Annotated in this window: 21 protein-coding genes; 9 read left to right on the top strand and 12 right to left on the bottom strand. The window is 68.6% G+C overall.

What is annotated here, in order from left to right; all coding sequences use genetic code 11:
- Nucleotides 1-67 precede the first annotated feature (67 nt).
- Together DS837_RS03995 and DS837_RS03990 are read left to right on the top strand one after the other, a co-directional pair.
- Nucleotides 68-988 (top strand): pseudouridine-5'-phosphate glycosidase, encoded by a 921-nt coding sequence (locus tag DS837_RS03995; RefSeq protein WP_149163515.1) that lies wholly within the window; start codon nucleotides 68-70, stop codon nucleotides 986-988.
- A 110-nt stretch (nucleotides 989-1,098) separates the two neighbouring features.
- The gene (locus tag DS837_RS03990) at nucleotides 1,099-1,512 is read left to right on the top strand and encodes a hypothetical protein (protein ID WP_149163514.1); all 414 of its coding nucleotides are present in this window, start codon (nucleotides 1,099-1,101) and stop codon (nucleotides 1,510-1,512) included.
- A 79-nt stretch (nucleotides 1,513-1,591) separates the two neighbouring features.
- On the opposite strand, the gene DS837_RS03985 is transcribed toward DS837_RS03990, so the two are convergent.
- The 4 genes from DS837_RS03985 to DS837_RS03970 form a co-directional block, all read right to left on the bottom strand.
- The gene (locus DS837_RS03985; RefSeq protein ID WP_149163513.1) at nucleotides 1,592-2,476 is read right to left on the bottom strand and encodes an S-methyl-5'-thioadenosine phosphorylase; all 885 of its coding nucleotides are present in this window, start codon (nucleotides 2,474-2,476) and stop codon (nucleotides 1,592-1,594) included.
- A gap of 77 nt (nucleotides 2,477-2,553) precedes the next feature.
- Complete coding sequence (locus tag DS837_RS03980; RefSeq protein WP_149163512.1) at nucleotides 2,554-3,252, bottom strand: rhomboid family intramembrane serine protease; 699 nt, start codon at nucleotides 3,250-3,252, stop codon at nucleotides 2,554-2,556.
- A gap of 126 nt (nucleotides 3,253-3,378) precedes the next feature.
- A complete protein-coding gene (locus DS837_RS03975) occupies nucleotides 3,379-7,713 on the bottom strand; it encodes a translocation/assembly module TamB domain-containing protein (RefSeq protein WP_149163511.1) in 4,335 nt (1,444 codons plus the stop codon).
- 113 nt (nucleotides 7,714-7,826) lie between these two features.
- Nucleotides 7,827-9,767 (bottom strand): autotransporter assembly complex protein TamA, encoded by a 1,941-nt coding sequence (locus DS837_RS03970; RefSeq protein ID WP_247889749.1) that lies wholly within the window; start codon nucleotides 9,765-9,767, stop codon nucleotides 7,827-7,829.
- Nucleotides 9,768-10,038: 271 nt separating this feature from the next.
- Here DS837_RS03970 and typA point away from each other — a divergent pair, with 271 nt between their 5' ends.
- Nucleotides 10,039-11,865, top strand: a complete 1,827-nt coding sequence (typA, locus tag DS837_RS03965) for a translational GTPase TypA (RefSeq protein ID WP_149163510.1) — start codon at nucleotides 10,039-10,041, stop codon at nucleotides 11,863-11,865.
- 109 nt (nucleotides 11,866-11,974) lie between these two features.
- Nucleotides 11,975-12,451, top strand: a complete 477-nt coding sequence (locus DS837_RS03960; RefSeq protein WP_149163509.1) for an OsmC family protein — start codon at nucleotides 11,975-11,977, stop codon at nucleotides 12,449-12,451.
- 35 nt (nucleotides 12,452-12,486) lie between these two features.
- On the opposite strand, the gene DS837_RS03955 is transcribed toward DS837_RS03960, so the two are convergent.
- From DS837_RS03955 to DS837_RS03945, 3 genes are all read right to left on the bottom strand, one after another.
- A complete protein-coding gene (locus DS837_RS03955) occupies nucleotides 12,487-12,669 on the bottom strand; it encodes a hypothetical protein (RefSeq protein WP_149163508.1) in 183 nt (60 codons plus the stop codon).
- Nucleotides 12,669-12,845 (bottom strand): CsbD family protein, encoded by a 177-nt coding sequence (locus DS837_RS03950; RefSeq protein WP_149163507.1) that lies wholly within the window; start codon nucleotides 12,843-12,845, stop codon nucleotides 12,669-12,671. The genes DS837_RS03955 and DS837_RS03950 overlap by 1 nt, the downstream gene beginning before the upstream one ends.
- 121 nt (nucleotides 12,846-12,966) lie before the next feature.
- Entirely contained in the window at nucleotides 12,967-13,380 is a 414-nt protein-coding gene (locus DS837_RS03945; protein WP_149163506.1) for an HIT domain-containing protein, read from the bottom strand.
- Between the two features lie 436 nt (nucleotides 13,381-13,816).
- Between DS837_RS03945 and DS837_RS03940 the strand changes: the two genes are divergently transcribed.
- On the top strand, nucleotides 13,817-16,426 hold the full coding sequence (locus tag DS837_RS03940; RefSeq protein WP_149163505.1) for a glycosyltransferase: 2,610 nt from the start codon (nucleotides 13,817-13,819) through the stop codon (nucleotides 16,424-16,426).
- 109 nt (nucleotides 16,427-16,535) lie between these two features.
- Here the strand turns inward: DS837_RS03940 and DS837_RS03935 are convergent, their stop codons facing one another.
- A complete protein-coding gene (locus DS837_RS03935; protein WP_149163504.1) occupies nucleotides 16,536-16,820 on the bottom strand; it encodes a hypothetical protein in 285 nt (94 codons plus the stop codon).
- A gap of 240 nt (nucleotides 16,821-17,060) precedes the next feature.
- On the opposite strand from DS837_RS03935, the gene DS837_RS03930 reads away from it, so the two are divergent.
- Both DS837_RS03930 and DS837_RS03925 read left to right on the top strand, forming a co-directional pair.
- Nucleotides 17,061-17,855 carry a Crp/Fnr family transcriptional regulator gene (locus tag DS837_RS03930; protein ID WP_149163503.1) on the top strand — a complete coding sequence of 265 codons (795 nt, stop codon included), beginning with the start codon at nucleotides 17,061-17,063 and terminating at the stop codon, nucleotides 17,853-17,855.
- 233 nt (nucleotides 17,856-18,088) lie between these two features.
- Nucleotides 18,089-18,502, top strand: coding sequence for a response regulator (locus DS837_RS03925; protein WP_149163502.1), 414 nt, complete (start codon nucleotides 18,089-18,091; stop codon nucleotides 18,500-18,502).
- 25 nt (nucleotides 18,503-18,527) lie between these two features.
- On the opposite strand, the gene DS837_RS03920 is transcribed toward DS837_RS03925, so the two are convergent.
- The gene (locus tag DS837_RS03920) at nucleotides 18,528-19,235 is read right to left on the bottom strand and encodes a Crp/Fnr family transcriptional regulator (protein ID WP_149163501.1); all 708 of its coding nucleotides are present in this window, start codon (nucleotides 19,233-19,235) and stop codon (nucleotides 18,528-18,530) included.
- Between the two features lie 162 nt (nucleotides 19,236-19,397).
- Here DS837_RS03920 and DS837_RS03915 point away from each other — a divergent pair, with 162 nt between their 5' ends.
- Nucleotides 19,398-19,811 (top strand): hypothetical protein, encoded by a 414-nt coding sequence (locus DS837_RS03915; protein ID WP_149163500.1) that lies wholly within the window; start codon nucleotides 19,398-19,400, stop codon nucleotides 19,809-19,811.
- On the opposite strand, the gene DS837_RS03910 is transcribed toward DS837_RS03915, so the two are convergent.
- Together DS837_RS03910 and DS837_RS03905 are read right to left on the bottom strand one after the other, a co-directional pair.
- Nucleotides 19,783-20,322: an isoprenylcysteine carboxyl methyltransferase family protein gene (locus DS837_RS03910; protein WP_149163499.1), complete on the bottom strand. Its 540-nt coding sequence runs from the start codon at nucleotides 20,320-20,322 to the stop codon at nucleotides 19,783-19,785. The two genes, DS837_RS03915 and DS837_RS03910, sit on opposite strands and share 29 nt — an antisense overlap.
- 11 nt (nucleotides 20,323-20,333) lie before the next feature.
- Nucleotides 20,334-21,383, bottom strand: coding sequence for a type III polyketide synthase (locus tag DS837_RS03905; RefSeq protein ID WP_149163498.1), 1,050 nt, complete (start codon nucleotides 21,381-21,383; stop codon nucleotides 20,334-20,336).
- 166 nt (nucleotides 21,384-21,549) lie between these two features.
- On the opposite strand from DS837_RS03905, the gene DS837_RS03900 reads away from it, so the two are divergent.
- Nucleotides 21,550-22,275, top strand: coding sequence for a DUF502 domain-containing protein (locus tag DS837_RS03900; RefSeq protein WP_149163497.1), 726 nt, complete (start codon nucleotides 21,550-21,552; stop codon nucleotides 22,273-22,275).
- A gap of 21 nt (nucleotides 22,276-22,296) precedes the next feature.
- Here the strand turns inward: DS837_RS03900 and recG are convergent, their stop codons facing one another.
- A complete protein-coding gene (gene recG / locus DS837_RS03895) occupies nucleotides 22,297-24,378 on the bottom strand; it encodes an ATP-dependent DNA helicase RecG (RefSeq protein ID WP_149163496.1) in 2,082 nt (693 codons plus the stop codon).
- Nucleotides 24,379-24,523: the final 145 nt, after the last annotated feature.

Raw genomic sequence — 24,523 nt, 5'->3', positions numbered from 1 at the left:
CGATTCCCCCGGTTGCGCCGAGGCGGAGCGCAGCGCAGGATGCGGGAGAACGAGGGAGGTTCCGACCATGCACGACCGCCTGTCCCCAACGCCCGAGGTCGCCGCCGCCCTGGCCGAGGGCCGGCCCGTGGTGGCGCTGGAATCCACCGTCATCTCCCACGGCATGCCCTACCCAAAGAATCTGGAGACGGCGACGGCGCTGGAGGACGCGGTGCGGGCCGAAGGGGCGGTGCCAGCGACCATCGCCGTCCTCGACGGGCGCATCCGCGTCGGGCTGGACGCCGAGTCCCTGGAACGGCTCGCCAAGGGCGGCACCGGCGTCATGAAGCTGAGCCGTCGCGACCTGCCCGTCGCGCTGGCGACCGGGGTGCCGGGCGCCACCACGGTGGCCGCCACGATGATCGCCGCAAGGCTGGCCGGGATCGCCGTCTTCGCCACCGGCGGCCTGGGCGGGGTGCACCGCGGCGCCGAAACCAGTTTCGACGTGTCGGCCGACCTCGACGAGTTGGCCCGCACCAGCGTCTGCGTCGTGTGTGCGGGTGCTAAGTCGATTCTCGACCTGCCGAAGACGCTGGAGGTGCTGGAGACCCGCGGCGTTCCCGTCCTGGGGCTGGGCACCGACGCGTTTCCGGCCTTCTACAGCCGCAACTCTGGTCTGCCTGTCTCTCATCGCTGTGACAACGTGCACGAGGTCGCGGCCATCCTGCGTGCCAAATGGGAGCTTGGGCTGGAGGGTGGCGTGGTCCTTGCCAACCCCATCCCGGAGGCCGACGCGCTTGACGGCGGCGCCATGGAGCAGGCCATCGCTCAGGCCCTAAGGGATGCGGAACATCATGGAATCACGGGAAAATCCGTCACGCCTTTTCTCCTCGCGGCGCTGGAGCGAATCACCGGCGGGCGCAGCCTGACCGCGAACATGGCGTTGATCCGAAACAACGCCATCATCGCGGCGCGGCTGGCGGCGGCTTACGCGGCGTTGACGGCGTGATAGGTCATAGGCCATTGCGCATAAGAGGTAAGCCATCCGTGTCGTCCGGATTTAAGTCCCCGTTAACTGACGCCGGGTGAATCTGCGCTCGTTCTTCAGCGGAGGTCTCTATGCGTGCGCCCAGCCCGTCGAACCTGGTTTCCCGGATGATCGCCATGGCCGCCCAGCCCGACGAGGGCATCGGCGAGCCCGATAACCGCCCGGCTGCGCGGGTCAGGAAAATCGTCTGGGCTTCCCAGGCGGCGAAATTGCGAAGCTCCCTCTCCTCCCGCCTCGTCCACGAGATCGAATGCGCAGTGTCCGCCGACCTCGACAGCATGGAGTTGCCGGAGGTGTTCTTCACCTCCGTCGAGTTCGCCGGCCGGGTCATCACCTGCGACCTGGACGCCTCGGGAACCGCCTCGATCTTCGGCCTGATCGACATCAGCGATTACGACGAGTTGGTGGAGGAGGCCGGCGACGACGCGCTGTTCGGAGTCGACTGGGACGGCGTCTACGTCACCCCGGCGCGCACCCGCCACTGAGGCTTTCCGCCCGGCTTAAAAGACAAAGCCGCGGGACCCGGACGCACGCCGGGTCCCGCGGCTTTTTCCATTGGCGCCCTCAGCCGAGCGCGCGGGCGAGGATGACGTCGAGCGCCTTCAGCATCTCCGGGTCGCGCTTGTCCGGCGCGGTCATGATCGCGTGGTCGAGCGCGGTGTGGCAGCCCTGGGCGCACAGCCCGTCGCGCACCTGGAGCTTCGGCGCGAGCGTCTTGACCAAAGACCGCGCCTTGCCGGCGTTGGCGACCACCACCCGGATGACGGCATCCACGGTGACGTGGTCATGCTCCGGATGCCAGCAGTCGAAGTCGGTGACCATGGCGACGGTCGCGTAGCACATCTCCGCCTCGCGGGCGAGCTTGGCCTCCGGCATGTTGGTCATGCCGATCACGTCGCAGCCCCAGCTCCGGTACAGCTCGGATTCGGCCTTGGTCGAGAATTGCGGGCCTTCCATGACCATGTAGGTGCCGCCGCGCTGGTGCGGGACCTTCAGCTCCACAAGCGCCTCTTCGATCAGGTCGCCCAGCCGCCCGCAAACCGGATGACCAAGCGCCACATGCGCCACCAGACCGGTGCCGAAGAAGCTCTTGCTGCGGGCGAAGGTGCGGTCGATGAACTGGTCGATCACCACGAAGGTGCCCGGCGGCAGATGCTCCTTCAGCGAGCCGACGGCGGAGACCGACAGGATTTCGGTCACGCCCAGCGCCTTCAGCGCGTGGATGTTGGCACGGAAGTTCAGCTCGGAGGGCGGAATGCGGTGACCGCGGCCGTGGCGCGGCAGGAAGACCAGCCTCTGCCCGTTCAGATCGCCCGTCAGCAACTCGTCCGACGGGTCGCCGAAGGGCGTTTCCACCTTCACCCAGCGCTGGTTCTCCAAGCCGTCGATGTCGTAGACGCCGCTGCCGCCGATCACGCCGAGCACCGGCGCGGACCCGGTTTGCGCCATAGTCACATGCCTCCGTCAATGGGAGGGCGCAGTATTCCGCCCCGGCCTCGCAAAGGCAACGGTCACGGCAGATATCGTCACAGGGTGCGCAGAAGCACCACGACCAGGGTCAGATAAACGGCGGCCTTCGCCGCGGTGCCGAGGCGCGCGACGCTCCACAGCGCCACGCCGGGACGGCGGAACAGGGCGACCAGCGCCATCCCCGCGCCGAACCCGCCCAGATGGGCCGCCCAGGCCACGTCGCCCATGGCGGAGTCCGGAGCCGGCGGCATCAGCGTCATCGCCACGTTGATCGCCAGGAAGCTGCCCACCACGAAGGAGGCGGGAACGCGCGGCCCCGGCGTCACGCCGAGCGTCGCCTGCGGGTGCAGCAGCAGAAAGGCCCCCATCACCCCGCAGATCGCCCCGCTCGCCCCGACCAGCGGCGCCATGGTGTCAACGGCCAAGGCGCCCTCCACAAAGGCTCCCGCCGCCGCGCAGAGCAGGAAGAACAGCAGGTAGCGCAGGCTGCCCATCGCCAGCTCGACCGCGCCGCCAAAGGCCCAGAGCGCCAGCATGTTGCTGACCAGATGCACAATGTCGCTGTGGATCAGCACATGGCCGAACAGCCCGCGCCACACCGCCCAGGTCGGCAGCGGTCCGGCCATCTCCACCGTTCCGAAGAAATAAGCGGGAACGAAGGCGAGGGACTCCGGTGGTAACCCCAGCACGAAGGCCAGCGTGCAGGCCATGACGATGCCCAGATTGACGTAGGGAATCCTTCTGGCAGCGCGCACCGCTCCCCCTTCGCCGATGGCCGGAGCCTTGGCGGCGCGGCCTTCATCCTTGCTCGATATGGGGGCTCTTGCGCCGATGACCAGCGCCCGAAAGCGGCGTCCAGCCAGGAGCAAAGCCAGGACCGGTCAGTAATTCCACTCCCACTTGACGCCGACGCGGGTGTCGGAGTCGGCGCCGACGTCCGCCTGGGCCTTGATGTTCTTGGTGATGTCGACCTCGACCGTGGCGCGGCTCTGGTTCGCGCCGATGCCCTGTTCCACCCCGACATAGACGCGGTCGCTGACGTAGCGCCCGGCCTGCACCGCCCCACCCTTGCCGTCGGCCCCACCGGTGAATTCCAGCCGGTCGATGCCGAGACCGCGGCGCAGGTTGCCGATCAGACCGGGCCCGCCACCGCCGAAGCCGGCCAGCGTCGCCGCGGACTGGGCAAGCTGAACCGCCTCCACCGCGCTCAGGCTACCGACCGATTTCCCGAACAGAACGGCCGACAGCACCTCGTCCTGCGGCAAGCCCTGCGGGGAAGTCAACTCCAGCTTCGGCTGACCGGCGGTGCCGGTGACCAGAATCTGGGCGGTCACGTCGTTGGCCGTGGCCTCCGCCAGGAAATCCAGCCGCGGGTCGATGGCGGGGCCGCCGTCGAACTCGATGATGCCGCGCTTAAAGACGAAGGTCTTGGCCAGGATGTCCAATTCGCCCTTCAGCATGTTCAGCCGCCCGCTGACCAGCGGCTGGCTGGAGGTGCCGGTGACGGCGAGCTGGCCGGCGAACTCGGCCTCCAACCCGCGGCCCCGGACGAAAATCTGGTTTTGCGCGCTGATCGTCAGGTCGAGGATCATCGCGAAGGCCGGCTCCGGCGCCGCGGCCTGCCCGTTGCCCGCCTGCCCGTTGCCCGCTTGGCCGTTCTTCAGGCTGACCGGCTGCGCCTTGCGGCCCTTGCCGACCTCGACGACCTTCAGGTCGACCACGTTGGGCGGGGTCTGGTTGGGGATCTGGATCTCCGCCCGCTCGATCCGCACGGGGCCGGCCAGACGCGGATTCAGGAAGCTGCCGGTCAGCGTCAGGTTGGTGCCGATGGTGACCGCGGCCAGATCGTTCTGCACCAGCCGCGCCCGGTCGGCCTGAATGGCGAGGTCGAGCTGCTGCTGCGGGTCCGCGGCGGCGGGACGGATCACGCCGCGAGCGCTGATCTCGCCGCCGTTGGCGGTCCGCCCGCGGAAGCTCTGGATGGTGAAGACGTCACCGTCACCGACAATACGGGCGTCGATGTTGCTGATGATGGCGCCGCTCGCCCGGTTCTCGTAGCGCCCGTTGGCCAGAGTCACCGTTCCGCCCAGCCGCGGGGCCGCCACGGTGCCGTCGACGCTCACGTCCAGCCGCAGGGTGCCGCGCGCCCGGTCGCCGGTCGCCGCCAGCAGGTCGTTGGCCAGCGAGGCGTCGATGGCGCCGCGGAGCGCCGCCTCCAGCCGGCCGCGCTCCGGCACCGAGAAGGCCAGTGTGTCCGGGTCCATGGCCAGCGGCGCGGCGGCGGACAGGGTCACCCGGCCCGCGTTGTTGCCGGTGGCGACGTCGCCGTCCACCGACAGGCGGGCCTCCCGCCAGCGGGCGTTGACGGTGGCGTTCAGGCCCGGCACGCCGGCCTGGGTCGTCTGCTGCGCCTTCAGGTTGACGACACGCACCGTGGCGTCGGCTTGCGGGCGGCGAACGGTGCCGCCGAGAGTCGCCTGCGCGTTCAGCGTGCCGTCCAGCCGGAGGGTCGGGTTCGCCAGCCGGGCCAGCGCCATCGGCACGCGGTCCAGCCGCAGCTCGCCCGACAGCCGCTCCCCGTTCAGGCCGAGATCGGCGGCGAGCTGGGCGTTGCCGCTGACCAGCCGCAGGCCGGACACCTCGTAGCGCCGCTCGCCCAGGGCAATGGCTGCGGGCTGGGTCAGCCGGAAGGATTCGCCGCTGTAACGGCCCTGGAGCCGGTCCAGCCGGATGCGGTTCAGCGCGCCGTTCTGCGTAAACTCCCCGGCCAGCTCGAGCCCCAGCGGATCGCGCCCGGCCCCCGCGGCTTCCGCCCGGAAAGCGGCCTTGGCGAGCGAGCCGTCCACGCTGGCCGTCACCCGGGACAGGTCGTTGCCGGCGGCGGCCCCGTCCTGAAGCTCCACACGCGCCTTGCCGCTGGCACTGCCCAGCGCATCGGCGACGTCGGCGTTGGCGGTCAGGCGGCGCGCGGCGAACAGCGGCCCGCCCTCCCCCTCGACGCGGAGGTTGGTGGCGTTGGCGATCAGGTTGGCCGCCTGCTTGCCGTTCGGCGCGTCGAGCGCGACGGTGAAGCCCGCCGCCCCGGTCAACGGCACGCCGGCCAGCTCCGACAGGGCCTGAAGCTGCGGCAGGTTGCCGTCGAGCTTGCCAGTCGCCGTCATGGCGTCCAGCGCCACGCGCACCGCCCCGGTGATCCGGTTCGGCCCGTTCGCCACGGCAAGGTCGCTGATGCGCAGCGCCTGCCCCTCCAGCGCGTAGGCGGCGTCCGCCGTTAGCCCGGCGCCGGCCAGCTCGGTGCGGGCCGACACACGCCCTTCCGGGGCGGCCGGCAGGTTCTGCGCGGTGGCGTTCAGCCGCGTGTCGCCGAAGCGGCGCCCCTGCACGACGAGGTTCCGCGCGTCCAGCGCCGCCTCGGCCACCAGCTTGTCCAGCGGGCCTTTCGCCGTCGCGTCGAGCGTCAGGCCGCCGGCCATCTCCGTCCCAGCGGCGGTGCCCACCGGGGCGAGGTCCGTGATCTCCAGCCGGGTCTTCGCGTCCACCGCCCCGTCCGCCAGGGCCGCCTCCCCCGTCAGACGCCCGTTGCGGCCATCCACCGTCAGGTCGGTGAGGCGCATGGCGCCGCCCGGCTCCATCACCGCCTCCGCGCCCAGGCTGACGTCGCGGCCGAGCACGCCGTCGGCGGGCGTTCCGGTTTCCAGACCGCGCAGCGCGCCGCTAAGGCCCGCCGTCAGCGTCCCATCCTCCTGCCGGCGCACCGGCCCGGCCAAGGCCAGCGAGCCGGCCAGCGGTTGTCCGGCGAGGGCGGAGAGGCGCGACAGGTCGTCGGCGTTCAGCGACACCGTCACATCGGCGGTCTGGCCCCAGCCGGTCACATTGCCCTGCGCCCCGGCGCTGGCCGCCGCGGTGGTCAGGGTCACGCCCTCGATCCCCACCGTTCCGGTGTCGGCGTTGATCCGCGCCCGCCCGTCCAGCCGCACCTCCGGCCCGGCGACCGAGGCCAAGGCGGGATCGTCGGCGGCAAGGTCGCGGATCAGCCCCTCCACCGCCACGGTCAGCGCGTCGAGCGTGCCCTGGGCGGTGCCCGACACGGTGCCCTCCCGCCAGGCGATGCCGGGGGCGAAGCCGTGCAGGGTGGAGTCCGGCCCGGCCTGAACCTCGTAACGCAGGTCGAGGCTGCGGCGGTCGGCGCCGATACGCCCCGAGAGATTGGCCGTGGCGGCGGCGGTCTCGACGGCCACCGGCTGCAACGTCAACGCCCCGTCCGGAGCGACCACCACGGTGCCCTTCAGCGCCGGCTGCGGCCCGGCCAGCGGCGCGATGTCGGGGCCGAGCAGGGTCGCCACGTCGCCGGTCGCCGCGATGGTGACGGCGTGCCCTTCCGGCACTGCCTTGATCGTGGCGTCGGCGGCCAGCCGCGCGGCGTTTTCCGCCGCCGCGGTGAAGGTGCCCTTCCAGTCGTCCAGCGAGCCCTGCCCGTCCAGCGACGCGCTGACCGGCGGCGCGCCGGGGATGTTCAGCGCGGTGGCGATCAGCCCGCCCGCCGGCTCCGACGCCTTCAGATTCAGGTCGAGCCGCTTGTCGTCGGGGTTGAAAGCGACGTCGAGCGCCACCGTTCCCGGCTGTTCGCCCAGCCGGTCCACGTTCAGATGCGCCTCCAGCGACGACCCGCCGGACGCGAGGTCCAGCGACCCGTCGATCTTCAGCCGCGCCTCCTGTCCGATCAGCGGCTCCGCCAGGACCAGCTCGGCGATGGCCAGCTTGTCCACGGCGACGCCCACCGGCAGGCTGGGCAGCAGCGAGGTCGGCCCCTGGTCGGGCGGCGGCTCCGGCCCCTCTGCGGGCAGCGGCGCGCGCTCCACGACGACGCGCTGCGCCTCGATGGCGTCGGCCTTGGCCCGCCCGGTCAGCAGCGCGGTCGGAGCGAGGTTGACGCGCAGGTCTTCCAGCCGCAGCCAAACGCCCTCGCGGTCGGCGACCGTGACGTCCGAGATCGTGAAGTTGACGGGGACCGCGCCGCCGATGGTGCCGATCCTGACCTGGAGGTCCGGGCCGTTCACCGCCTTTTCGATGGTCTGGGCGATCCAGCGCCGGACGGCGTTGGCCGGACCCCAGCCGCCCCCTTCGGAGTCGGCCGCACGGGCGGCGTCCGTCAAGACCGCCCCGCTGAGGACGGCGATGGCCAGAAGAAGGACGATCAGACGACGCAGACCCGACACCACGCACCCCGTTGCGGCATTCCCCGAATGGTATAACGGGAAAGAGCATGGGCGATCCCGATCCAAGTGGCAAAAATGCGACCCGACCCGGCATCACCGGTTGAAAGGACGAATCAGAAGGCCTGACCCAGACTGAGATAGAGCTGCCACTTCGCATCGCCGGAGTCGGCGTTCAGTGGGAAGGCGACGTCCGCCCGCAAGGGTCCGAAATCGGTGTAGTAACGGGCGCCGATGCCCGCGCCGACCTTCAACGGCTCCTTGAAGTCCGGGAAGGCGCTGTCGAAGACGGTGCCGGCGTCGACGAACGGCACGATGCCGACGGTCTCGGTCACCTTGACGCGCAACTCCAAACCGGCTTCGAACAGCGACCGCCCACCGGTCGGGTCACCGTAGATGTCGCGCGGTCCGGCCTTCTGGAAGCCGTAGCCGCGCACCGACCCGCCGCCGCCCGCATAGAAGCGGTGGTCCGGCGGAACCTCGTCCAGCGAGGCTCCCACCGTGCTGCCAACGCCGATTCGCGCCGCCGCGACGTAGCGCCCGTCGTCGGACAGATCGCGGTAAGCCGACGCGTTGATCTGGAAGCTGGTGAAGATCGAATCCGTATCCCCGGCGTAGGGGAACCAGGGGGTGGCGAGCAGCGAGGCGCGGTAGCCTCTGGACGGGTTCAGCAGATTGTCCGAGCCGTCCCAGGCGATGCCCAGCGGCACGCCGATGAAGCCGGTCTGGTACTCCCGCAGATTGTTGCGGACCCGCCCGCGCTCGCCCGACACGCCGTAGGAGACCTTGAGCTGGTCGGTCACCTGCCGCTCCAGCGAGGCCGAGCCGATGGTGGCGACGCGGTCGTAGGCCGGCGGCTGCTCCGAGGCGACCTGGAAATCCAGGATCAGCGACTGGCGCGGCGCCAGGAAATCGGGCTTGCGGAAGTTGGCGGACAGGCGGATGTCCGGCAGGTCCAGACTGCCGCGCGGCCCCTGCGCCGCGCCGTTGTCGCCGCCGATTCGCCCGACCTCGACGCCCAGCCGCAGCCGCTCCGCCCCGCCGAACAGGTTGCGGTGGCCCCAATAGGCCGAGCCGCCCACGCCATCCTCCGACGAGTAAAAGGCGCTGGCCCCGATGAAGCGGTGCAGCTTCTCGGCCAGGGTCACGTCCACCGGCGTGACGCCGCCCGGCCCCGGCTCCTCGGCCAGCCGCACCCGCACCGTGTCGAACACGTCGAGCTGGGCGATCTGCTGGCGCGCCCGGTCGACTTTGGCCGGGCTGTAGATGTCGCCCTGCTTCCAGGGCAGGCGCCCGCGGATCAGCCCCTCGTTGACGCTGGCCAGCCCGTCGATCTTCGTGTCGCCGAACATCACCAGCGGTCCGGGATCGACCGAATAGGTGACGTCCATGCTGTGGTCGTCGTGGTCCACCACCACCCGCCGCTCGGCGACGGTGGCGAAGGGGTGGCCGCGGTCGGTCATCCGGCGCAGCAGCGCGGACTGGGCGTCCACCACCTGCGGCGCGCGCGCCCGCTCCCCCACCGGCAGGCCGATGTCGGCGGGAGTCACGTCGCCGCCCGGCAGCGGCGCGCCGTCGGTGGAGGCGATGGTGATGGTCTTGAAGCGGTAGGCGGGACCGGGCGTCACCGCCACGGTCACCTTGGCCGGGGTCCGGGCCGCGTCCACCCGGATGTCCAGCACGGCGTCGTAGAAGCCGGCGGAGCGCAGCGCCGTCTGCAGGCGCTCCCGGTCGTTGCCGGCCCGCCGCTCCAGCCCCAGCACCGACGGCGGCGGGTCGTCCTTCAGGCTGACCAGCGAGGAGCTGTCGCGCAGCAGGGTGCGCAGATCGTCGTCGTCCAGCCCGGTGAACTCCACCTCATAGGGGATCTGCGGGCCGGGAGCATCGGGGGTGGGGTCATCCTGCCCGGAATCGTCCGGCGCCGCAGACGGCGGAGCGCCCTCCTGTATGGGGTCCGGCGCCGGGTCCTGCGCGCGCAACGGGTCGCCCGGCACGGCAACGAGCGCGCTGGACAGGAGAATGATGGCGAGGCGGGAAGCGGAAACGCGGCGGGTCATCAACCGACCATGTGGGATTCCTTGTTTCAGACGCCAATGATTCGGTCGCCGTGACGCAAGGAAATTCCGCATAGGCGCTTTGGGCGAGTTTCCTCCACCACGCCGCTTGCGTTATGAAGCCGGATCATTATATTGCGTCGCAACAGTTTCCCCGGCAGAGCCCCCCGATCGATCTCGGAGGGTTTTTTTGTTGTGCGCGGCCGACGTGCCGCGGTGTCGGGGCGGCATTGCGCAACGGAAGCCCCAGAGCGGATTTAAGAGTCCCCGACACATGAATCTTCGTAACGTCGCCATCATCGCGCACGTCGACCACGGCAAGACGACCCTGGTCGATCAGCTCCTCAAGCAGGCCGGTTCGTTCCGCGAGAACCAGCAGGTCGCCGAACGCGCCATGGACTCCAACGACCTGGAGCGCGAGCGCGGCATCACCATCCTGGCCAAGTGCACGTCGGTCCTGTGGAACGACCTGCGCATCAACATCGTGGACACCCCCGGCCACGCCGACTTCGGCGGCGAGGTCGAGCGCATCCTCTCCATGGTGGACGGCGTGGTCCTGCTCTGCGACGCGGCCGAAGGCCCGCTGCCGCAGACCAAGTTCGTGCTGGGCAAGGCGCTGAAGCTCGGCCTGCGCCCCATCGTCGTCATCAACAAGGTGGACCGTCCCGACGGCCGTCCGCACGAGGTGCATGACGAGGTGTTCGACCTCTTCGCCTCGCTCGACGCCTCGAACGAGCAGCTCGACTTCCCGACCCTGTTCGCCTCGGGCCGCAACGGCTGGGCGACCACGGACCTGGAGAACGGCGCCCGCGAGACGCTGACCCCGCTGTTCGAGCTGATCCGCGACCACGTCCCGGCGCCGAAGGTGGAGGAGGATCTGCCCTTCGCCATGCTGGCGACCACGCTGGAGGCGAACCCCTATCTGGGCCGCATCCTGACCGGCCGCATCCAGACCGGCAGCGTCAAGGTCAACATGGCCATCAAGTCGCTGAGCCGCGACGGCAAGCTGATCGAGAACGCCCGCATCAGCAAGGTGCTGGCCTTCCGCGGCCTTGAGCGCGTTCCGGTGGACGAGGCGCACGCCGGCGACATCGTCGCCCTGGCCGGCCTGACCACCACCACCGTGGCCGACACCATCTGCGCGCCGGAAGTGGCCGAGCCGCTGAACGCCCAGCCGATCGACCCGCCGACCCTGGCGATGACCTTCTCGGTCAACGACAGCCCGCTGGCCGGCCGCGAGGGCGACAAGGTCACCAGCCGCATGATCCGCGACCGCCTGTTCCGCGAGGCGGAAGGCAACGTGGCGCTGCGCATCTCCGACACCGAGGGCGGCGACGCCTTCGAGGTGGCCGGCCGCGGCGAACTGCAGCTCGGCATCCTGATCGAGACGATGCGCCGCGAGGGCTACGAGCTGGCCATCAGCCGTCCGCGCGTGCTGTTCAAGACCGACCCGCTGAACGGGCAGCGCCTGGAGCCGATCGAGGAAGTCGTCGTCGACGTGGACGAGGAGTTCTCCGGCACCGTCGTGCAGAAGATGGCGGAGCGCAAGGCGGACCTCATCGAGATGCGTCCGTCGGGCGGCAACAAGACCCGCATCGTCTTCCACGCCCCGTCGCGCGGCCTGATCGGCTACCAGGGCGAGTTCCTGACCGACACCCGCGGCACCGGCATCATGAACCGGCTGTTCCACGGCTACGCGCCCTACAAGGGCACGATCGCCGGTCGGCGCACCGGCGTGCTGATCTCCAACGCCGACGGCACCGCGGTGGCCTACGCGCTGTGGAACCTGGAGGATCGCGGCCCGATGCTGATCGATCCGGGCGTTCCGGTCTATCAGGGCATGATCATCGGCGAGCACACCCGCGGCAACGACCTCGAGGTCAACGTCATCAAGGGCAAGCAGCTCACCAACATCCGCACCACCAGCAAGGACGAGGCGGTTCGCCTGACGCCGCCGATCCAGATGACGCTGGAGCGCGCCCTGTCCTACATCGGCGACGATGAGCTGGTGGAGGTGACGCCGAAGTCCATCCGCCTGCGCAAGCGCTACCTCGACCCGAACGAGCGCAAGCGCCACGCCCGCGCGGCGGAAGCCAGCTGAACCTTCGGGACATAGGGTTCATGGGATTGCGGGAGGGCTTCGGCCCTCCCGTTTTCTTTTCAGGACCGATGTTCGCGGCTACCCTTCCGGAAAAGCACTCGGAGGGACCATGTCAGGGCGCGAACATCATTACGGCACGACGGTCACCTGGATGGGCAACCAGGGCAGCGGCACCGCGGGCTACAAGGCCTACAGCCGCGACCTTGAGATCGCCGCTCCCGGCAAGCCGCCGATTCCCGGATCGTCCGACCCGGCCTTCCGCGGCGATCCCGCCCGCTACAACCCCGAAGACATGCTCGTGGCCTCGCTCTCGGCCTGCCATATGCTGTGGTACCTGCATCTGTGCGCCGTGAACGGCGTCACCGTGACCGCCTACACGGACGAGGCCGCCGGAACGATGGCCGAGGACTCCAGCGGCGGGGGCCGCTTCACCGACGTCGTCCTGCGCCCCCGGGCCACCCTCGCCCCCGGCAGCGATCGCGCCAAGGCCATGGCCCTGCACCACGAAGCCCACGAGAAATGCTTCATCGCCAACTCGGTGAATTTCCCGGTGCGGGTCGAGGCGCAAATTACGGTCGAGTCATAAAGAAAAACCCCCTTCCAAACGGAAGGGGGCGATTCCTAGTCCCGCAAGCTCTTCTTCTTGATGTCGGGCTTCTCGCCCAATTCGTCGAACTTGTCCTGAACGGGCTTGTCGGGGTCGCCGGAGGCTTTCCCGGTTTCCTCGATGAGCTTGTCCTCGATCCGCTGCGCGGCGTCGGACGGGGCATCGTCCTTGCGATGCCCCCGCTCATCCGCGCCCATCACTTGTCGCCTTTGAGGATGTCCTTCACCTTGCCGACGACCTTGTCCAGCTTGCCCTCGGCCTTGTCGGCGCGACCCTCATCCTTCAAATCCCGATTGCCGGTCAGGTCGCCGGTCTGCTTCTTGACTTCGCCCTTCAGCTCCTTGCCGGCACCGGTGATGCGGTCGGTGTTCATGGTGCCTTCTCCTTCGATCGGTGAATGTTTCAGCGACCGTAAACAGGGCCGCAAAAGAAACGTCACGCCTTCGCTTGGTCGCAAAGGGAGAGGGGTTGGTCGCGTTGGGCGTCGCGAAGCCTCACCTTTGGCGCATCTCCTCCCCGATCTTTCGGATCAGGTTGTTTCGCTCCTCCGGGCTGTAGCGCTCCGCGAAGCCCGAGCCCCACACCGGCCCCGGCCATGCCGGGTCCGCCTTGGAGCGGGCGATGACGTGGATATGAAGTTGCGGGACCAGATTGCCCAGGGCACCGACGTTGATCTTGTCAGGGCTGAACAGAGTTTCCAACGTGCGCGAGGCCCAGGCGATCTCGTCCACCAGCCGGTGCTGGTCCTCACGGGGCAGCTGATGGATCTCCGTCAGGCCATTCCGGGCGGGAACCAGGATCAGCCACGGCCATACCCGGTTGTCCATCAGCAGGACGCGGCACAGCGGTAATTCGGCGACCGGGGCGGTATCGGCCTGCAAACGATCGTGCAGATGGAACATCGTCATGGGGTCCCGTGTCTTCCCTTGGGCTCACAAGGTTTTCCTTGCGGCGTTCGCGGAAGAAAACGCCCATCCGATGCGTTCGTCCAGTGGGGATTGCCGCCGCAGGGCTGATCACCTGCGCGCCGGAGCAGGACGGGTTGCTGGACACTGGTTGCGGGACTAGGAAAAATGTATAAACTGCCGCACGATCTTTATTCGGTCCGGTGATGTTCCGGTCGGTGACGTTCGGTCTTCCGGCTTATGCGGATCGCGCGGCGGATTGAGACGAGTCCTGCAACCAGGGTGATGGGTACGGGTGTTCGGTCCGAAGGCGGTGTCGGGGCGGCGAGTCCCCCTGCGTGCCGATCCGGTCGAACCCCTTCGCTGAATTGAAAGATGCCCGGCCGGGGCGGACAAAGTCAGGACGGCCGGCAGACGTTTGGGACAAAGAAAGACGGTCATGCGCAAGTCGGCGATCGCGGCTCTTCTTCTCGTGATCCTGGGCAACATCGGAGTCTGGGCGCTGTGGAACCGCCCGGTCGCCGAACGGTCCTGGGGCGGCGCCATCAGCGGCGTCGGCTACACGCCCTTCCACCCGGACAAGAGCCCCTCCAAGGGCGACAAGGCCTCGGCGGAAGACATCGAGAAGGACATGAAGGCCCTGGAGGGGTCGGTCAAGGGCGTGCGCATCTACTCCACCACCGACGGGTCGGAGCAGGCGGCGCCCATCGCCCGCAAGTACGGGATTCCGATCACCGCGGGCGCCTGGATCGCCGGCAAGCCGGAGATCGACGAGCCGGAGATCAACGGCCTGATCAAGCTGGCGCGCGACAACAACAACGTCCGCCGCGTCCTGGTCGGCAACGAGGCGATCCTGCGCGCCGACGTCACCGTCCCGCAGGCCATCGAATACATCAAGCGCGTGAAGAAGAAGGTCAACGTCCCCGTCTCCACCGCGGAGCCGTGGCACGTCTGGCTGGAGCATCCGGAGCTGGCCGACGCCGTGGATTTCCTGGCCGTCCACCTGCTGCCCTACTGGGAAGGCGTTCCCGCCGACCAGTCGGTCGATTACGCCATGTTCCGCTACAACGAGCTGAAGACCAAGTTCCCGAACAAGCACATCCTGATCTCGGAAATCGGCTGGCCGGCGGACGGCCCGTGGCGCCGTGGCGCCGAGGCGAGCCAGGTCAATCAGGCCAAGTTCATCCGCACCTTCCTGAACGTCGCGGCGCAGAACAAGCTCGACTACTTCATCATGGAGGCCTTCGACCAGCCCTGGAAGCGGGAGATCGAAGGCACCGCCGGCACCAGCTGGGGCCTGTGGGACGCGTGGCGCAAGCCGAAGTTCCCGATGATCGGCGAGGTGACGGAGCTGCGGAACTGGCCGCTGATGTGCGGCGTCTCCATCGCGGTGGGCTTCCTGCCGCTCGTCTTCTTCCTGTGGCGCCGCGGCGGCGACCTGAAGTTCGGCGGGCAGATCTTCTACGGCGCGATGATCCAGGGCGTGTCGTCGGTGCTGGTCTTCACCTTCACCGCGGCCAGCGTCGCCGGCCTCGCCACCACCACCGAGATCGCCTGGGGCATCCTGGTCTTCTGCCAGCTCGTCCTGCTCGCCGTCATGCTGATCGACGGGCTGGAGCTGACCGAGGTCGTCTGGCAGGACCGCTTCAAGCGCAAGTTCCAGCCCTGCTCGGCGGCGCCCCTGCCCAACGCGCCGAAGGTGTCCATCCATGTGCCCTGCTACAACGAGCCGCCGCACATGGTCATGGAGACGCTGGACGCGCTGGCCCGGCTGGACTACCCGAACTACGAGGTCCTGCTGCTCGACAACAACACCAAGGACCCGGCGGTGTGGCGCCCGGTCGAGGAGTATTGCCGCAAGCTGGGGCCGAAGTTCCGCTTCTTCCACCTGGACAACTGGCCGGGCTTCAAGGCCGGCGCGCTGAATTTCGGCCTCGCCCAGACGGCGCCGGACGCCCAGCACATCGCCGTCATCGACAGCGATTACCAGGTCCACCCCGACTGGCTGAAGGCGACGATCCCGCACTTCAACCGGCCGGAGGTCGGCTTCGTGCAGTCCCCGCAGGACTACCGGGACTGGAGCCACGACCTGTTTCAGCGGATGATCAACTGGGAATACGCCGGCTTCTTCCACATCGGCATGATCCAGCGCAACGAGCGCAACGCGATCATCCAGCACGGCACCATGACCATCATCCGCAAGTCCGCGCTGGAGGAGGTCGGCCGCTGGGGCGAGTGGTGCATCACCGAGGACGCCGACCTCGGCCTGCGCCTGTTCGAGCACAAGTACGAGGCGGTCTACATGCCGGAGAGCTACGGCAAGGGTCTCGTTCCCGACAGCTTCTCCGCCTACAAGACGCAGCGCTTCCGCTGGGCCTACGGCGCCGTGCAGATCCTCAAGCACCACTGGCGCGACCTGCTGCCGGGCGGCCCGCGCCTGACCGCCGGGCAGAAGTATCACTTCATCACCGGTTGGCTGCCCTGGTTCGCCGACGCCGCCCACATGATCTTCGGCATCGCCGGCATCATCTGGTCGCTCGGCCTGCTCGCCTTCCCGAAGTATTTCGAGTTCCCGCCCAGCGTCTTCATGATCCCGACGCTCAGCGTCTTCGCCTTCAAGGTCGGCGCCTCGCTCTGGCTGTACGAAGCGCGCGTGAAGTGCGGCTTCTGGGACAAGGTGGGGGCGGCCATCGCCGGCATGGCGCTGACCCACACGGTGGGCCGCGCCATGTGGCTGGGCATGTTCACCTCCGGACGGCCCTTCGTCCGCACGCCGAAGTGCGAGAACCAGCCGGCGCTGATGCAAGCCTTCCTGATGGCGCGGGAGGAGATCGCGCTGCTGCTCGGCCTGTGGGGCGCCGCCCTGGCCATCGTGGTGGTGTTCGGCCACGAGAACCGCGACGCCTTCATGTGGTCGGGCCTGCTGGTCGTGCAGTCGCTGCCCTATCTGTCGGCCTTCATCACGGCTCTGATCAACGCCTTCCCGAACATCGGGCTGGGCAAGCAACGGCCGGAGCCCACGGAAGCCGCCAAGGCCGGAGCGGACTGACCCCTCCCGTTCGCCGATTGGTTACAGCGCAGAGCCCCGCCAGAGGATGGCGGGGCTCTCTTCGTTTCGCCCGATCAGCGTTTTGTCCGCCCCTTCAGTCCCGGGCTCTTCAGTCCTGGGAACCGCCGTCCGCCATCTGCCCGACCCCGACATGGACCGACGCGGGATGGGCAGCGTTCACCTGGATCATCAAGCGCTCGACGATCTGCAGCGCCAAGCGATGCAGGTTCGGGTCCTCACCCTTCGCGTCGCGATTCTGGTGGGCGGCGGCGGCATCCTCGAGCGCGGCATGCGCCTCCTCGAGTCGCAGGACGCCCCGTTCCACCAATGCGAGCATAAGGGATTCACAAATCGAGAGGGCAGCCAAACCCGCCGCATCCCGCTCCGCCGCCATGCCGCCCCCCGCACTCGTCAGTTCCCCGCCGATGACCGCTCAAATCCCCATACGGCCAATGCACCAACAGTTTTGTATATGATCCCTCACCTGACCGGTCGAGAAAATCTTATCCCCATTAACCTATGTTATAGATGGTTTTATCGTTTGGCTTAATCGTTCGAGGCCGCCCGGAATTGGGCTGGCCGTGGCACTCGCTTCGGGGCCATAACTATTGGACGATCAAAGGCTGGAACAGAAATGACCCGCGCCCAGGCCAACATGCCTTCATCTCCACTGGGGCGCAAGATCACCAGTTACATGAGCCTCAGAGACGAGGAAAAGACTTTCCTTAGCGATTTGGAGCGCAATGTTACCCGGCACGGCTCGCGATTCGATCTTCTTCAGCAGGGCGAACGCTACGGTTGCGTGCGCGTTATGCGCAAAGGCTGGGCGATCCGTCACAAGGCGCTTCCCGACGGCCGTCGGCAAGTCGTCAACTTTGTCCTGCCTGGCGATATCATCGGCTTTTACTGCAACCTGTTCGAGACGGCGGACCACGGAGTCACCACACTGACCCCCGCTGAAGTCGCCAACTTTCAGCCGGAACGAATCATCGAACTGTTCAAGCTCTTCCCGCGTCTGGCCGCCGCCCTCGCCTGGTCGGGTGCCAAGGAAGAGGCGATCATCGCCGAACGGCTGCTCAGCGTCGGGCGTCGCACCGCGCTGGAGCGGACCGCCCACCTGATCGTGGAATTGCTGCGACGGCTGAGCATCGTCGGTCTGGTCGAAGAGGGACGCTTCACCCTGCCGGTCACCCAGGAAATCCTGGCCGACGCGCTGGGGCTCAGCATCGTGCACATCAACCGGACGCTCCGCCGGTTGCGCGACATCGGGCTGATCGATCTGGCGGGCCAGCAGATCACCGTCCACGACGTGAAGCAGCTCGCCTCCGTCGGACAGTTCGACGAGCTGTATCTGCACCTGATCCAGGCGCCCAAGCAATTGGAGCACGCGCTGGACGCCAAGTCCGAGCGCAAACGTGCGGGCGATTGATCGGATTGTCAGTTCCCATCGATATCCCCCTCCGATTAACCTATGACAATGCGACAGCGAGCGGATCGATATAGAATCTAAATTGCCTGTTTGGATAACCGAGCAGGCAGACCACCAAGCGGACAGCAGCCACCCCGAGACGGCTTTTCCAACCAGGCCGGACCAAGGGGTATCGGGCAGCCAGCATCGCCGTCCTGCTGTTCATTGATCCGCCGCTGTTCATTGGATAATGCATGACCGACGCTCCTCTCGCCGGCCGATCCGCAAGCTCCGGCACACTGACGGTCGCCCTTCTCGAGGACGACATGGTGCTGTGCCTGTGCATGGAAACCCTGTTCGAGGATTGGGGAATGCTGCTGGTCAGCGCCCCGACACCCGCCGCTCTTCTGGACGCGCTGAGGGGCGGGACGCTTCCCGACGTCCTGGTCGCCGACTATCATCTGGGACGTCACGGCAAGGCACCTGAGTCGGTTCGGGCAGTGCTGGCGGAAATCGGTCCCGCCCTCCCCGTCATCATCACCACCGGCGACGAGTCCGCGGCGACCCAGACGGAAATCCGCGCCGCCGGCTGGCATTTCCTTCCCAAGCCCTACGACCCCGAATCGCTTCGCACTCTGATCCTGACCGTTCTGGAGCGGACGGGCTGATACGCTGGAGTTGGACGCCGCTCTGTCAGGCGCCGGCTCGAACATCCTCCACCAGCGCTTCCAGTTTGTGCAGATCGCGGACGACCAGCGCGTCGGACTGCCGCTCCACCAGACCGTCGCGAGCGAGATCGTTCAGCACGCGGGCGACCGTCTCTCTGGCGGTGCTGACCCGGCTGGCGATGTCGGCATGGACGGGGATCGGCGCGATCACCGCCGTCCGCCCCACCACGCGCCCGCGCTTGGCCAGCCGCAACAGTTCGGCGTGGACACGGTTGTTGGCGCCCAGCGTGGACAGTTCCATCACCCGGTCGGTGGCGATGCGGACGACCCGGCACAGCCGCCTCATCACCGCCATGGCAAGATCCGGGTGGCCGGTCACCAGATCCTGAAAAGGCCGGGGTGCCAGGAAGGCGATCAGCGTTCCCTCCTCCAGCGCCACCGCCGAGGCTGACCGGGGAAGCCCGTCGATGGCGGCCATCTCGCCCAGGAAGCCGCCGGCCTCGATGTCGTCGAAACTGATCTCGCGGCCCGCCGGGGAATGGCTCAGCACCCGCACGCATCCATCAACCACCAGCACGACGTCCCGTGAGTCCCCCTGGTGGTCGATGATCTGCTCGTTCGCATGAAAGCGCCGCCAGCGGCACTGACGCGCCACGGCGGCGCGCTCCTCCGCAGACAGCGGGCTCAGCAACGCAATTCCATCCAGCCGGGAAGATCCAGCGTCGGCAGGCACGGGGTCGCATCCTTTTCTAACAACCGCCCTCAAGCGCAGCGTGGAGCATAGCCGGACCTGCGCAAAGGTGGAACCGCCTCCCTCCAACGGGTGTCGCTAACGTCCCGTTAACCCTGAAAGCGGCAGAACGGACGGGACGCGCCCACCGGAATTGAGAGAGTCATGTCGTTCCAATTGCCCTCCGGCCCCGTTCCCCGCAGCCTGATCCCCAACGCCGGCCGCGTGGATTCGCAGCGCCTGCTGTCGGTCGTCGCCATCCCCTTCGCCGCGGCCATCGCCATGGCGACCGCCGTGGCGGCGATGGGCGGCGTGACCGATCCCATCGCCGAAGCCGGCGGGCCGATGTATTTCGTCCTGAACTTCGTGAAGTTCTGCTATCTGGCGGTGTCGATGGCACACCTGTCCGGCGCCCTGGCGGAGCGCGCCAACGGCGGTCTGCCCGCCGGCCTGTGGCTGGACGAGATGGACCGCTCGGAGCCGGAGTCCCGCGAGTCTTTCTGGCACGCCTTCCCGAACCATCTCGACGGTGCGGCCATCGCCGGCTGCGTCACGATGCTGTGCTTCCTGCTGACCTGAGCGTGCGCCGTCCGGACAGCGCGCCGTCCTCGACACGGATGCGGTGCAGGGTCAGCGGCACGTTCAGCAGCGTGGCCAACACCGCGATCCACCACGCCCCGAAGACCAGGGGCAGCACGGCCAGTTCCCCCGCCACGACCAAGTAGTTGGGGTGGCGGACCCAGCGGAACGGCCCGTGCCGCACCAGCGGCGCGCCGGGCAAGGTGACGATGCGGGTGGTCCAGAACCGCCCCAGCGTGGCGATCACCCAGACCCGCCCGGCCTGCAACAGAACGAACAGGGCGAGCAGCCAGCCGTTGATCGGCGCGTCCGCCGGCACGACGGCGAACAGCAGGGCCAGCCAGCCGGCGTGCAGACCGACGAACAGCGGATAATGGGCGGCCCCGACCTCCTGCGCGCCCTCGGCCAGCAGGCGGCGGGTGTTGCGTTGGGCGACGACGAGTTCGCCCAGACGCTGGGCCGCGACCAGCAGCAGGATGACGTGGGGCCAGCCCAGCGGCAGCGTCTCCATTCCAAGCGCTCCTAAAGGTCGATCTGGGCCAGCGCGGCGGTGAAGCCGGGGCCGAGCGCGCTCATCAGGTGGGGGCCGCGGGCGCCCGACGCGATGCGCCGCTCCAGCACGAACAGCACGCTGGCCGCCGACATGTTGCCGCAGCGGCGCAGCACCGCCCAGGCGTCGTCCAGCCCGGCGGAGACCGGGGCGCAGACCTCCTCCAGCGCGTGCAGCACCTTGGCGCCACCGGGGTGGACGATCAGCCCGGCGAGGTCGCTGCGGGCCAGCCGCCGCCGCTCCAGGAAGCCGTCGATGACCGGTTCCAGCCGGTTGCGGATCAGCGCCGGGATGCTCTGGCTGAAGATCACGCCGAGTCCGTCGTCCTCGACCCGCCAGCCCATCACGTCCTGCGTTCCCGGCCAAGTGTGCTCCGCACCGTCCACGAGGCGCGGTCCCTCGCCCTCCCCATCGGCGCGCAGCACCGCCGCCGCCGCGCCGTCCGCGAACAGGGCGCTGGCGACGACATTCGTCGGGGTCGCCTCGGCCGAGCGGAAGGCCAGCGTGCAGAGTTCCACCACCAGGAACAGCACCGTCCGCCCCGCCATCGCCTGGGCGATCTGCCCGGCACGGGTCAATCCCAGCACGCCGCCGGCGCAGCCCAGCCCGAACAGCGGCAGCCGCACCGTGTCGGGCTGGAAGCCCATGCGCTCCAGCAGAAGCGCCTCCAGGCTGGGCGTGGCGATGCCGGTGGTCGAGGCGCAGACGATGGCGTCCACATCCCGCGGCCCCAGGCCGGCGCTGGCCAGCGCCTGCCCCGCCGCCTCTTCCAGCAGGGACAGGGCGCCGTCGCGGAAGGCGGCGGTGCGCTCCGGCCAGCCGCGCGGCTCCATGTACCAGTCGATGGGCATGACGGCGTGGCGCGTTTCGATGCCGGTGTTGGCGAAGACCGGAACCAGCCGTTCGAAGTCGCGCATCCGCGGCCCGAAAACCGCCCGCGCGACGCCGAGCGCCTCGTCCTGGCTGAGGCGGTGGGGCGGCAGGGCGGTGGCGAGCGAGAGGATGCGGGGGGTATGGGTCATCCTCAGCGATGTGATGCGCGCGGGGGTGGCGGACCAGCCCCCCGGAGGGAGTTCCTTCGCTTGCTCCCCCGCGACTCTTTCCCGCCTGCCGATACGTCGTTGTGGATTGAGCGGAAGCCATGTCCTGTATCACTATATCGGGCGTCGGATTTTCGGGGGTGGGGCGGTGGATCGGAACGAGCAGAGCAGCCAGAGCGCGGCGGACGAGAGCACGTCCCACCGGCCCGCCGGCATCGGCCTGATGGGGCGGCTGCGCGCCTATTTCCTGGCGGGCGTTCTGGTTACGGCGCCGATCGCGGTCACGGTCTATCTCGGCTGGTGGCTGCTGGCCTTCATCGACGGCCATGTGCGCCCGCTGATCCCCTCCGCCTACAACCCGGAAAACTACCTGCCCTTCTCGATCCCCGGCATCGGGGTGCTGACGCTGATCATCGTGCTGACCCTGATCGGGGCCTTCGCCGCCGGCTATGTCGGGCGGCTGGTCGTGCGCATCGGCGAAGGCGTGGTGGAGCGCATGCCGGTTGTCCGCTCCGTCTACGGGGCGGTTAAGCAGATCATGGAAACGGTGCTCGCCAAGAAATCCAAGGCCTTCCGCGAGGTCGTCCTGGTGGAGTTCCCGCGCAACGGCATATGGTCGCTGGGCTTCATCACCGGCGCCGCCCATCCGGAGGTGCAGAAGATCTCTGAAGAGGAGATGGTGCACGTCTTCATCCCCTGCGCCCCGCCGACCGCCGGCTATCTGGCGATCCTGCCGCGGCGGGAGGTCACCGTTCTGGACATGACGGTGGAGGACGGGCTGAAGCTGGTGATGTCCGGCGGCATCGTCACTCCGCCCGACCGCAAGCCCCGCGAGGTGAAGGCCGCGCTGCTGGACGAGCGGAAGCGGGCGTGAGAGCGTTCCGACGCCCTTTTCTCACCCGGACCGCAACGTCTTCACCGCGGCGTCCCGCTCGAACAGGTACAGCAAAGTGCGCAGCGCCTGACCGCGCTCGCCGGCCAGATCCGGATCGCGGTCCACGATCAGCTTCGCGTCGTCGCGGGCCGCGGCCAGCAGGTCGCCGTGCACCGCCAGATCGGCCATGCGGAACTCCGGCAGGCCGGACTGGCGGGTGCCCAGCACCTCCCCTGCGCCGCGAAGACGCAAATCCTCCTCGGCGATGACGAAGCCGTCCTCGGTGTCGCGCATCGTCTTCAGGCGGGCGCGCGCCGTCTCCGTCAGTTGCGGGTCGAACATCAGCAGGCAGGACGACGGCTTCTCGCCACGCCCCACCCGGCCGCGGAGCTGGTGAAGCTGGGCGAGGCCGAAGCGCTCGGCGTGCTCGATCACCATGACGGTGGCCTCGGGCACGTTCACGCCGACCTCGATGACCGTGGTGGCGACCAGCACGTCGAGGTTCCCGGCCTGGAAGGCGGCCATCACCGCGTCCTTGTCCGGACCGCGCATCTTGCCGTGCACCAGCCCCACCCGGTCGCCGAAGGTGGCGCGCAGGAAGGCGTGGCGCTCCGTCGCGGCGGCGAGGTCGGTCTGTTCCGATTCGTCCACCAGCGGGCAGACCCAATAAACCCGCGCGCCCTCCTGAACCTTGCGGTGGATGCCGTGCACCACCTCCTCCAGCCGGTCGAGCGCGATGGTCACGGTCTGGATCGGCTTGCGCCCCGCCGGCTTCTCGGTCAGGCGCGACACGTCCATGTCGCCATAGGCGGTCAGCGTCAGCGTGCGCGGGATCGGCGTCGCCGTCATCACCAGAACGTCCACCGCCCGCCCCTTGGCGGAGAGCTGGAGCCGCTGGTGGACGCCGAAGCGGTGCTGCTCGTCGATCACCGCCAGCGCGAGGTCCTTGAAGGCGACGTCCTCCTGGAACAGCGCGTGGGTGCCGACCAGCAGCGGCAGCTCGCCCGAGGCCAGCCGGTCCAGCACCGCCTGCCGCGCCTTACCCTTGTCGCGCCCGGTCAGCAGGGCGAGGTCCACCCCCGCCGCCTTGCACAGCGGGGCGAGGCTCTCGGCGTGCTGGCGGGCCAGGATCTCGGTCGGCGCCATCAGGGCGGCCTGATGGCCGGCCTCCACCGCGTTCAGCATCGCCATCAGCGCGACCACCGTCTTGCCGCTGCCGACGTCGCCCTGGAGCAGGCGCAGCATCCGCCGCTCCGCCGCCATGTCCTCGTAGATCTCCGCCAGCGATGCGGCCTGGGAGTTGGTCAGCGAGAAGGGCAGCGCCGCGGCCACCTTGGCGCGCAGCCGCCCGTCCCCCTGGATCACACGGCCCGACAGGCGGCGCTGCTGGATGCGGACCAAGGTCAGGGCGAGCTGGTTCGACAGCAGCTCGTCATAGGCCAGCCTTCGGCGGATCGGGTTGGTCGGGGCGAGGTCGGCCTCGTCCTCCGGCGTGTGGGCGCGGCGGATCGACTCGTGCCAAGTCGGCCAACCGTTGCGGGAACGCCACGCGGCGTCCTGCCATTCCGGCAGTTCCGGCACGTCGTTCAGCATGGCCCGCACGGCCTTGCGCAGCGTCTTGGCCGGTAGACCGGCGGTCATCGGATAGACCGGCTCCACCGCCTCGATCTCGTCCTTCGACTCCAGCGGGACCACGGCGTCGGGGTGGGTGATCTGCGGCGTGTCGTGGAACCACTCCACCTTGCCGGACACCACCACCGTCTTGCCGACCGGCATTTGCCGCTCAAGCCAATCGCCCTTCACATGGAAGTAGATCAGCTCCAGCACGCCCGTCTCGTCGGTGCAGCGGACCTTGTAGGGATGGCGGGAATTGTGCGGGGCGGCGTGCGAATCGATGCGCACCGTCATGGTGGCGATCCGCCCGTTCGGCGCCTCGGCGATCTTCGGGGCGTAGCGGCGGTCGATGACGCCGCAAGGCAGATGCCACAGCAGGTCCACGACCTGCGGACCGGCCAGCTTTTCGACGAGCTTGCCCAGCCGGGGACCGAGGCCGGGGAGCGCCGTCACCGGGCGGAACAGGGGGAAGAGAACGACGGGACGCACGGGAATGGAGTCTCGGCAGCGGGGATACGGGGCCTGTGGCACCCATTCAAGCCCGCCGAGGGGGCTCCGCGTCAAGTGCGGCGGTTTCCGAAAAAGGCCGGGAGGGGAAAAGAAGACGGCGGTGTGCAAGGGTTGGGGGGAAGCC

Source organism: Azospirillum brasilense (assembly GCF_008365405.1).
In the GTDB taxonomy this organism is placed as follows: domain Bacteria; phylum Pseudomonadota; class Alphaproteobacteria; order Azospirillales; family Azospirillaceae; genus Azospirillum; species Azospirillum brasilense_D.
Note: the sequence above shows the minus strand (reverse complement) of the source record. Positions and strands in the feature narration are given on the sequence as shown.

Bases quoted from the DNA above. Each gene is read 5' to 3' on its own strand.
- DS837_RS03910 (WP_149163499.1), bottom strand. From the start codon at position 20,322: ATGGAGACGCTGCCGCTGGGCTGGCCCCACGTCATCCTGCTGCTGGTC.
- DS837_RS03995 (WP_149163515.1), top strand. From the start codon at position 68: ATGCACGACCGCCTGTCCCCAACGCCCGAGGTCGCCGCCGCCCTGGCC.
- typA (WP_149163510.1), top strand. From the start codon at position 10,039: ATGAATCTTCGTAACGTCGCCATCATCGCGCACGTCGACCACGGCAAG.
- DS837_RS03905 (WP_149163498.1), bottom strand. From the start codon at position 21,383: ATGACCCATACCCCCCGCATCCTCTCGCTCGCCACCGCCCTGCCGCCC.
- DS837_RS03985 (WP_149163513.1), bottom strand. From the start codon at position 2,476: ATGGCGCAAACCGGGTCCGCGCCGGTGCTCGGCGTGATCGGCGGCAGC.
- DS837_RS03955 (WP_149163508.1), bottom strand. From the start codon at position 12,669: ATGGGCGCGGATGAGCGGGGGCATCGCAAGGACGATGCCCCGTCCGAC.
- DS837_RS03940 (WP_149163505.1), top strand. From the start codon at position 13,817: ATGCGCAAGTCGGCGATCGCGGCTCTTCTTCTCGTGATCCTGGGCAAC.
- DS837_RS03935 (WP_149163504.1), bottom strand. From the start codon at position 16,820: ATGGCGGCGGAGCGGGATGCGGCGGGTTTGGCTGCCCTCTCGATTTGT.
- DS837_RS03960 (WP_149163509.1), top strand. From the start codon at position 11,975: ATGTCAGGGCGCGAACATCATTACGGCACGACGGTCACCTGGATGGGC.
- DS837_RS03930 (WP_149163503.1), top strand. From the start codon at position 17,061: ATGACCCGCGCCCAGGCCAACATGCCTTCATCTCCACTGGGGCGCAAG.
- DS837_RS03945 (WP_149163506.1), bottom strand. From the start codon at position 13,380: ATGACGATGTTCCATCTGCACGATCGTTTGCAGGCCGATACCGCCCCG.
- DS837_RS03990 (WP_149163514.1), top strand. From the start codon at position 1,099: ATGCGTGCGCCCAGCCCGTCGAACCTGGTTTCCCGGATGATCGCCATG.
- DS837_RS03915 (WP_149163500.1), top strand. From the start codon at position 19,398: ATGTCGTTCCAATTGCCCTCCGGCCCCGTTCCCCGCAGCCTGATCCCC.
- DS837_RS03925 (WP_149163502.1), top strand. From the start codon at position 18,089: ATGACCGACGCTCCTCTCGCCGGCCGATCCGCAAGCTCCGGCACACTG.
- DS837_RS03970 (WP_247889749.1), bottom strand. From the start codon at position 9,767: ATGACCCGCCGCGTTTCCGCTTCCCGCCTCGCCATCATTCTCCTGTCC.
- DS837_RS03950 (WP_149163507.1), bottom strand. From the start codon at position 12,845: ATGAACACCGACCGCATCACCGGTGCCGGCAAGGAGCTGAAGGGCGAA.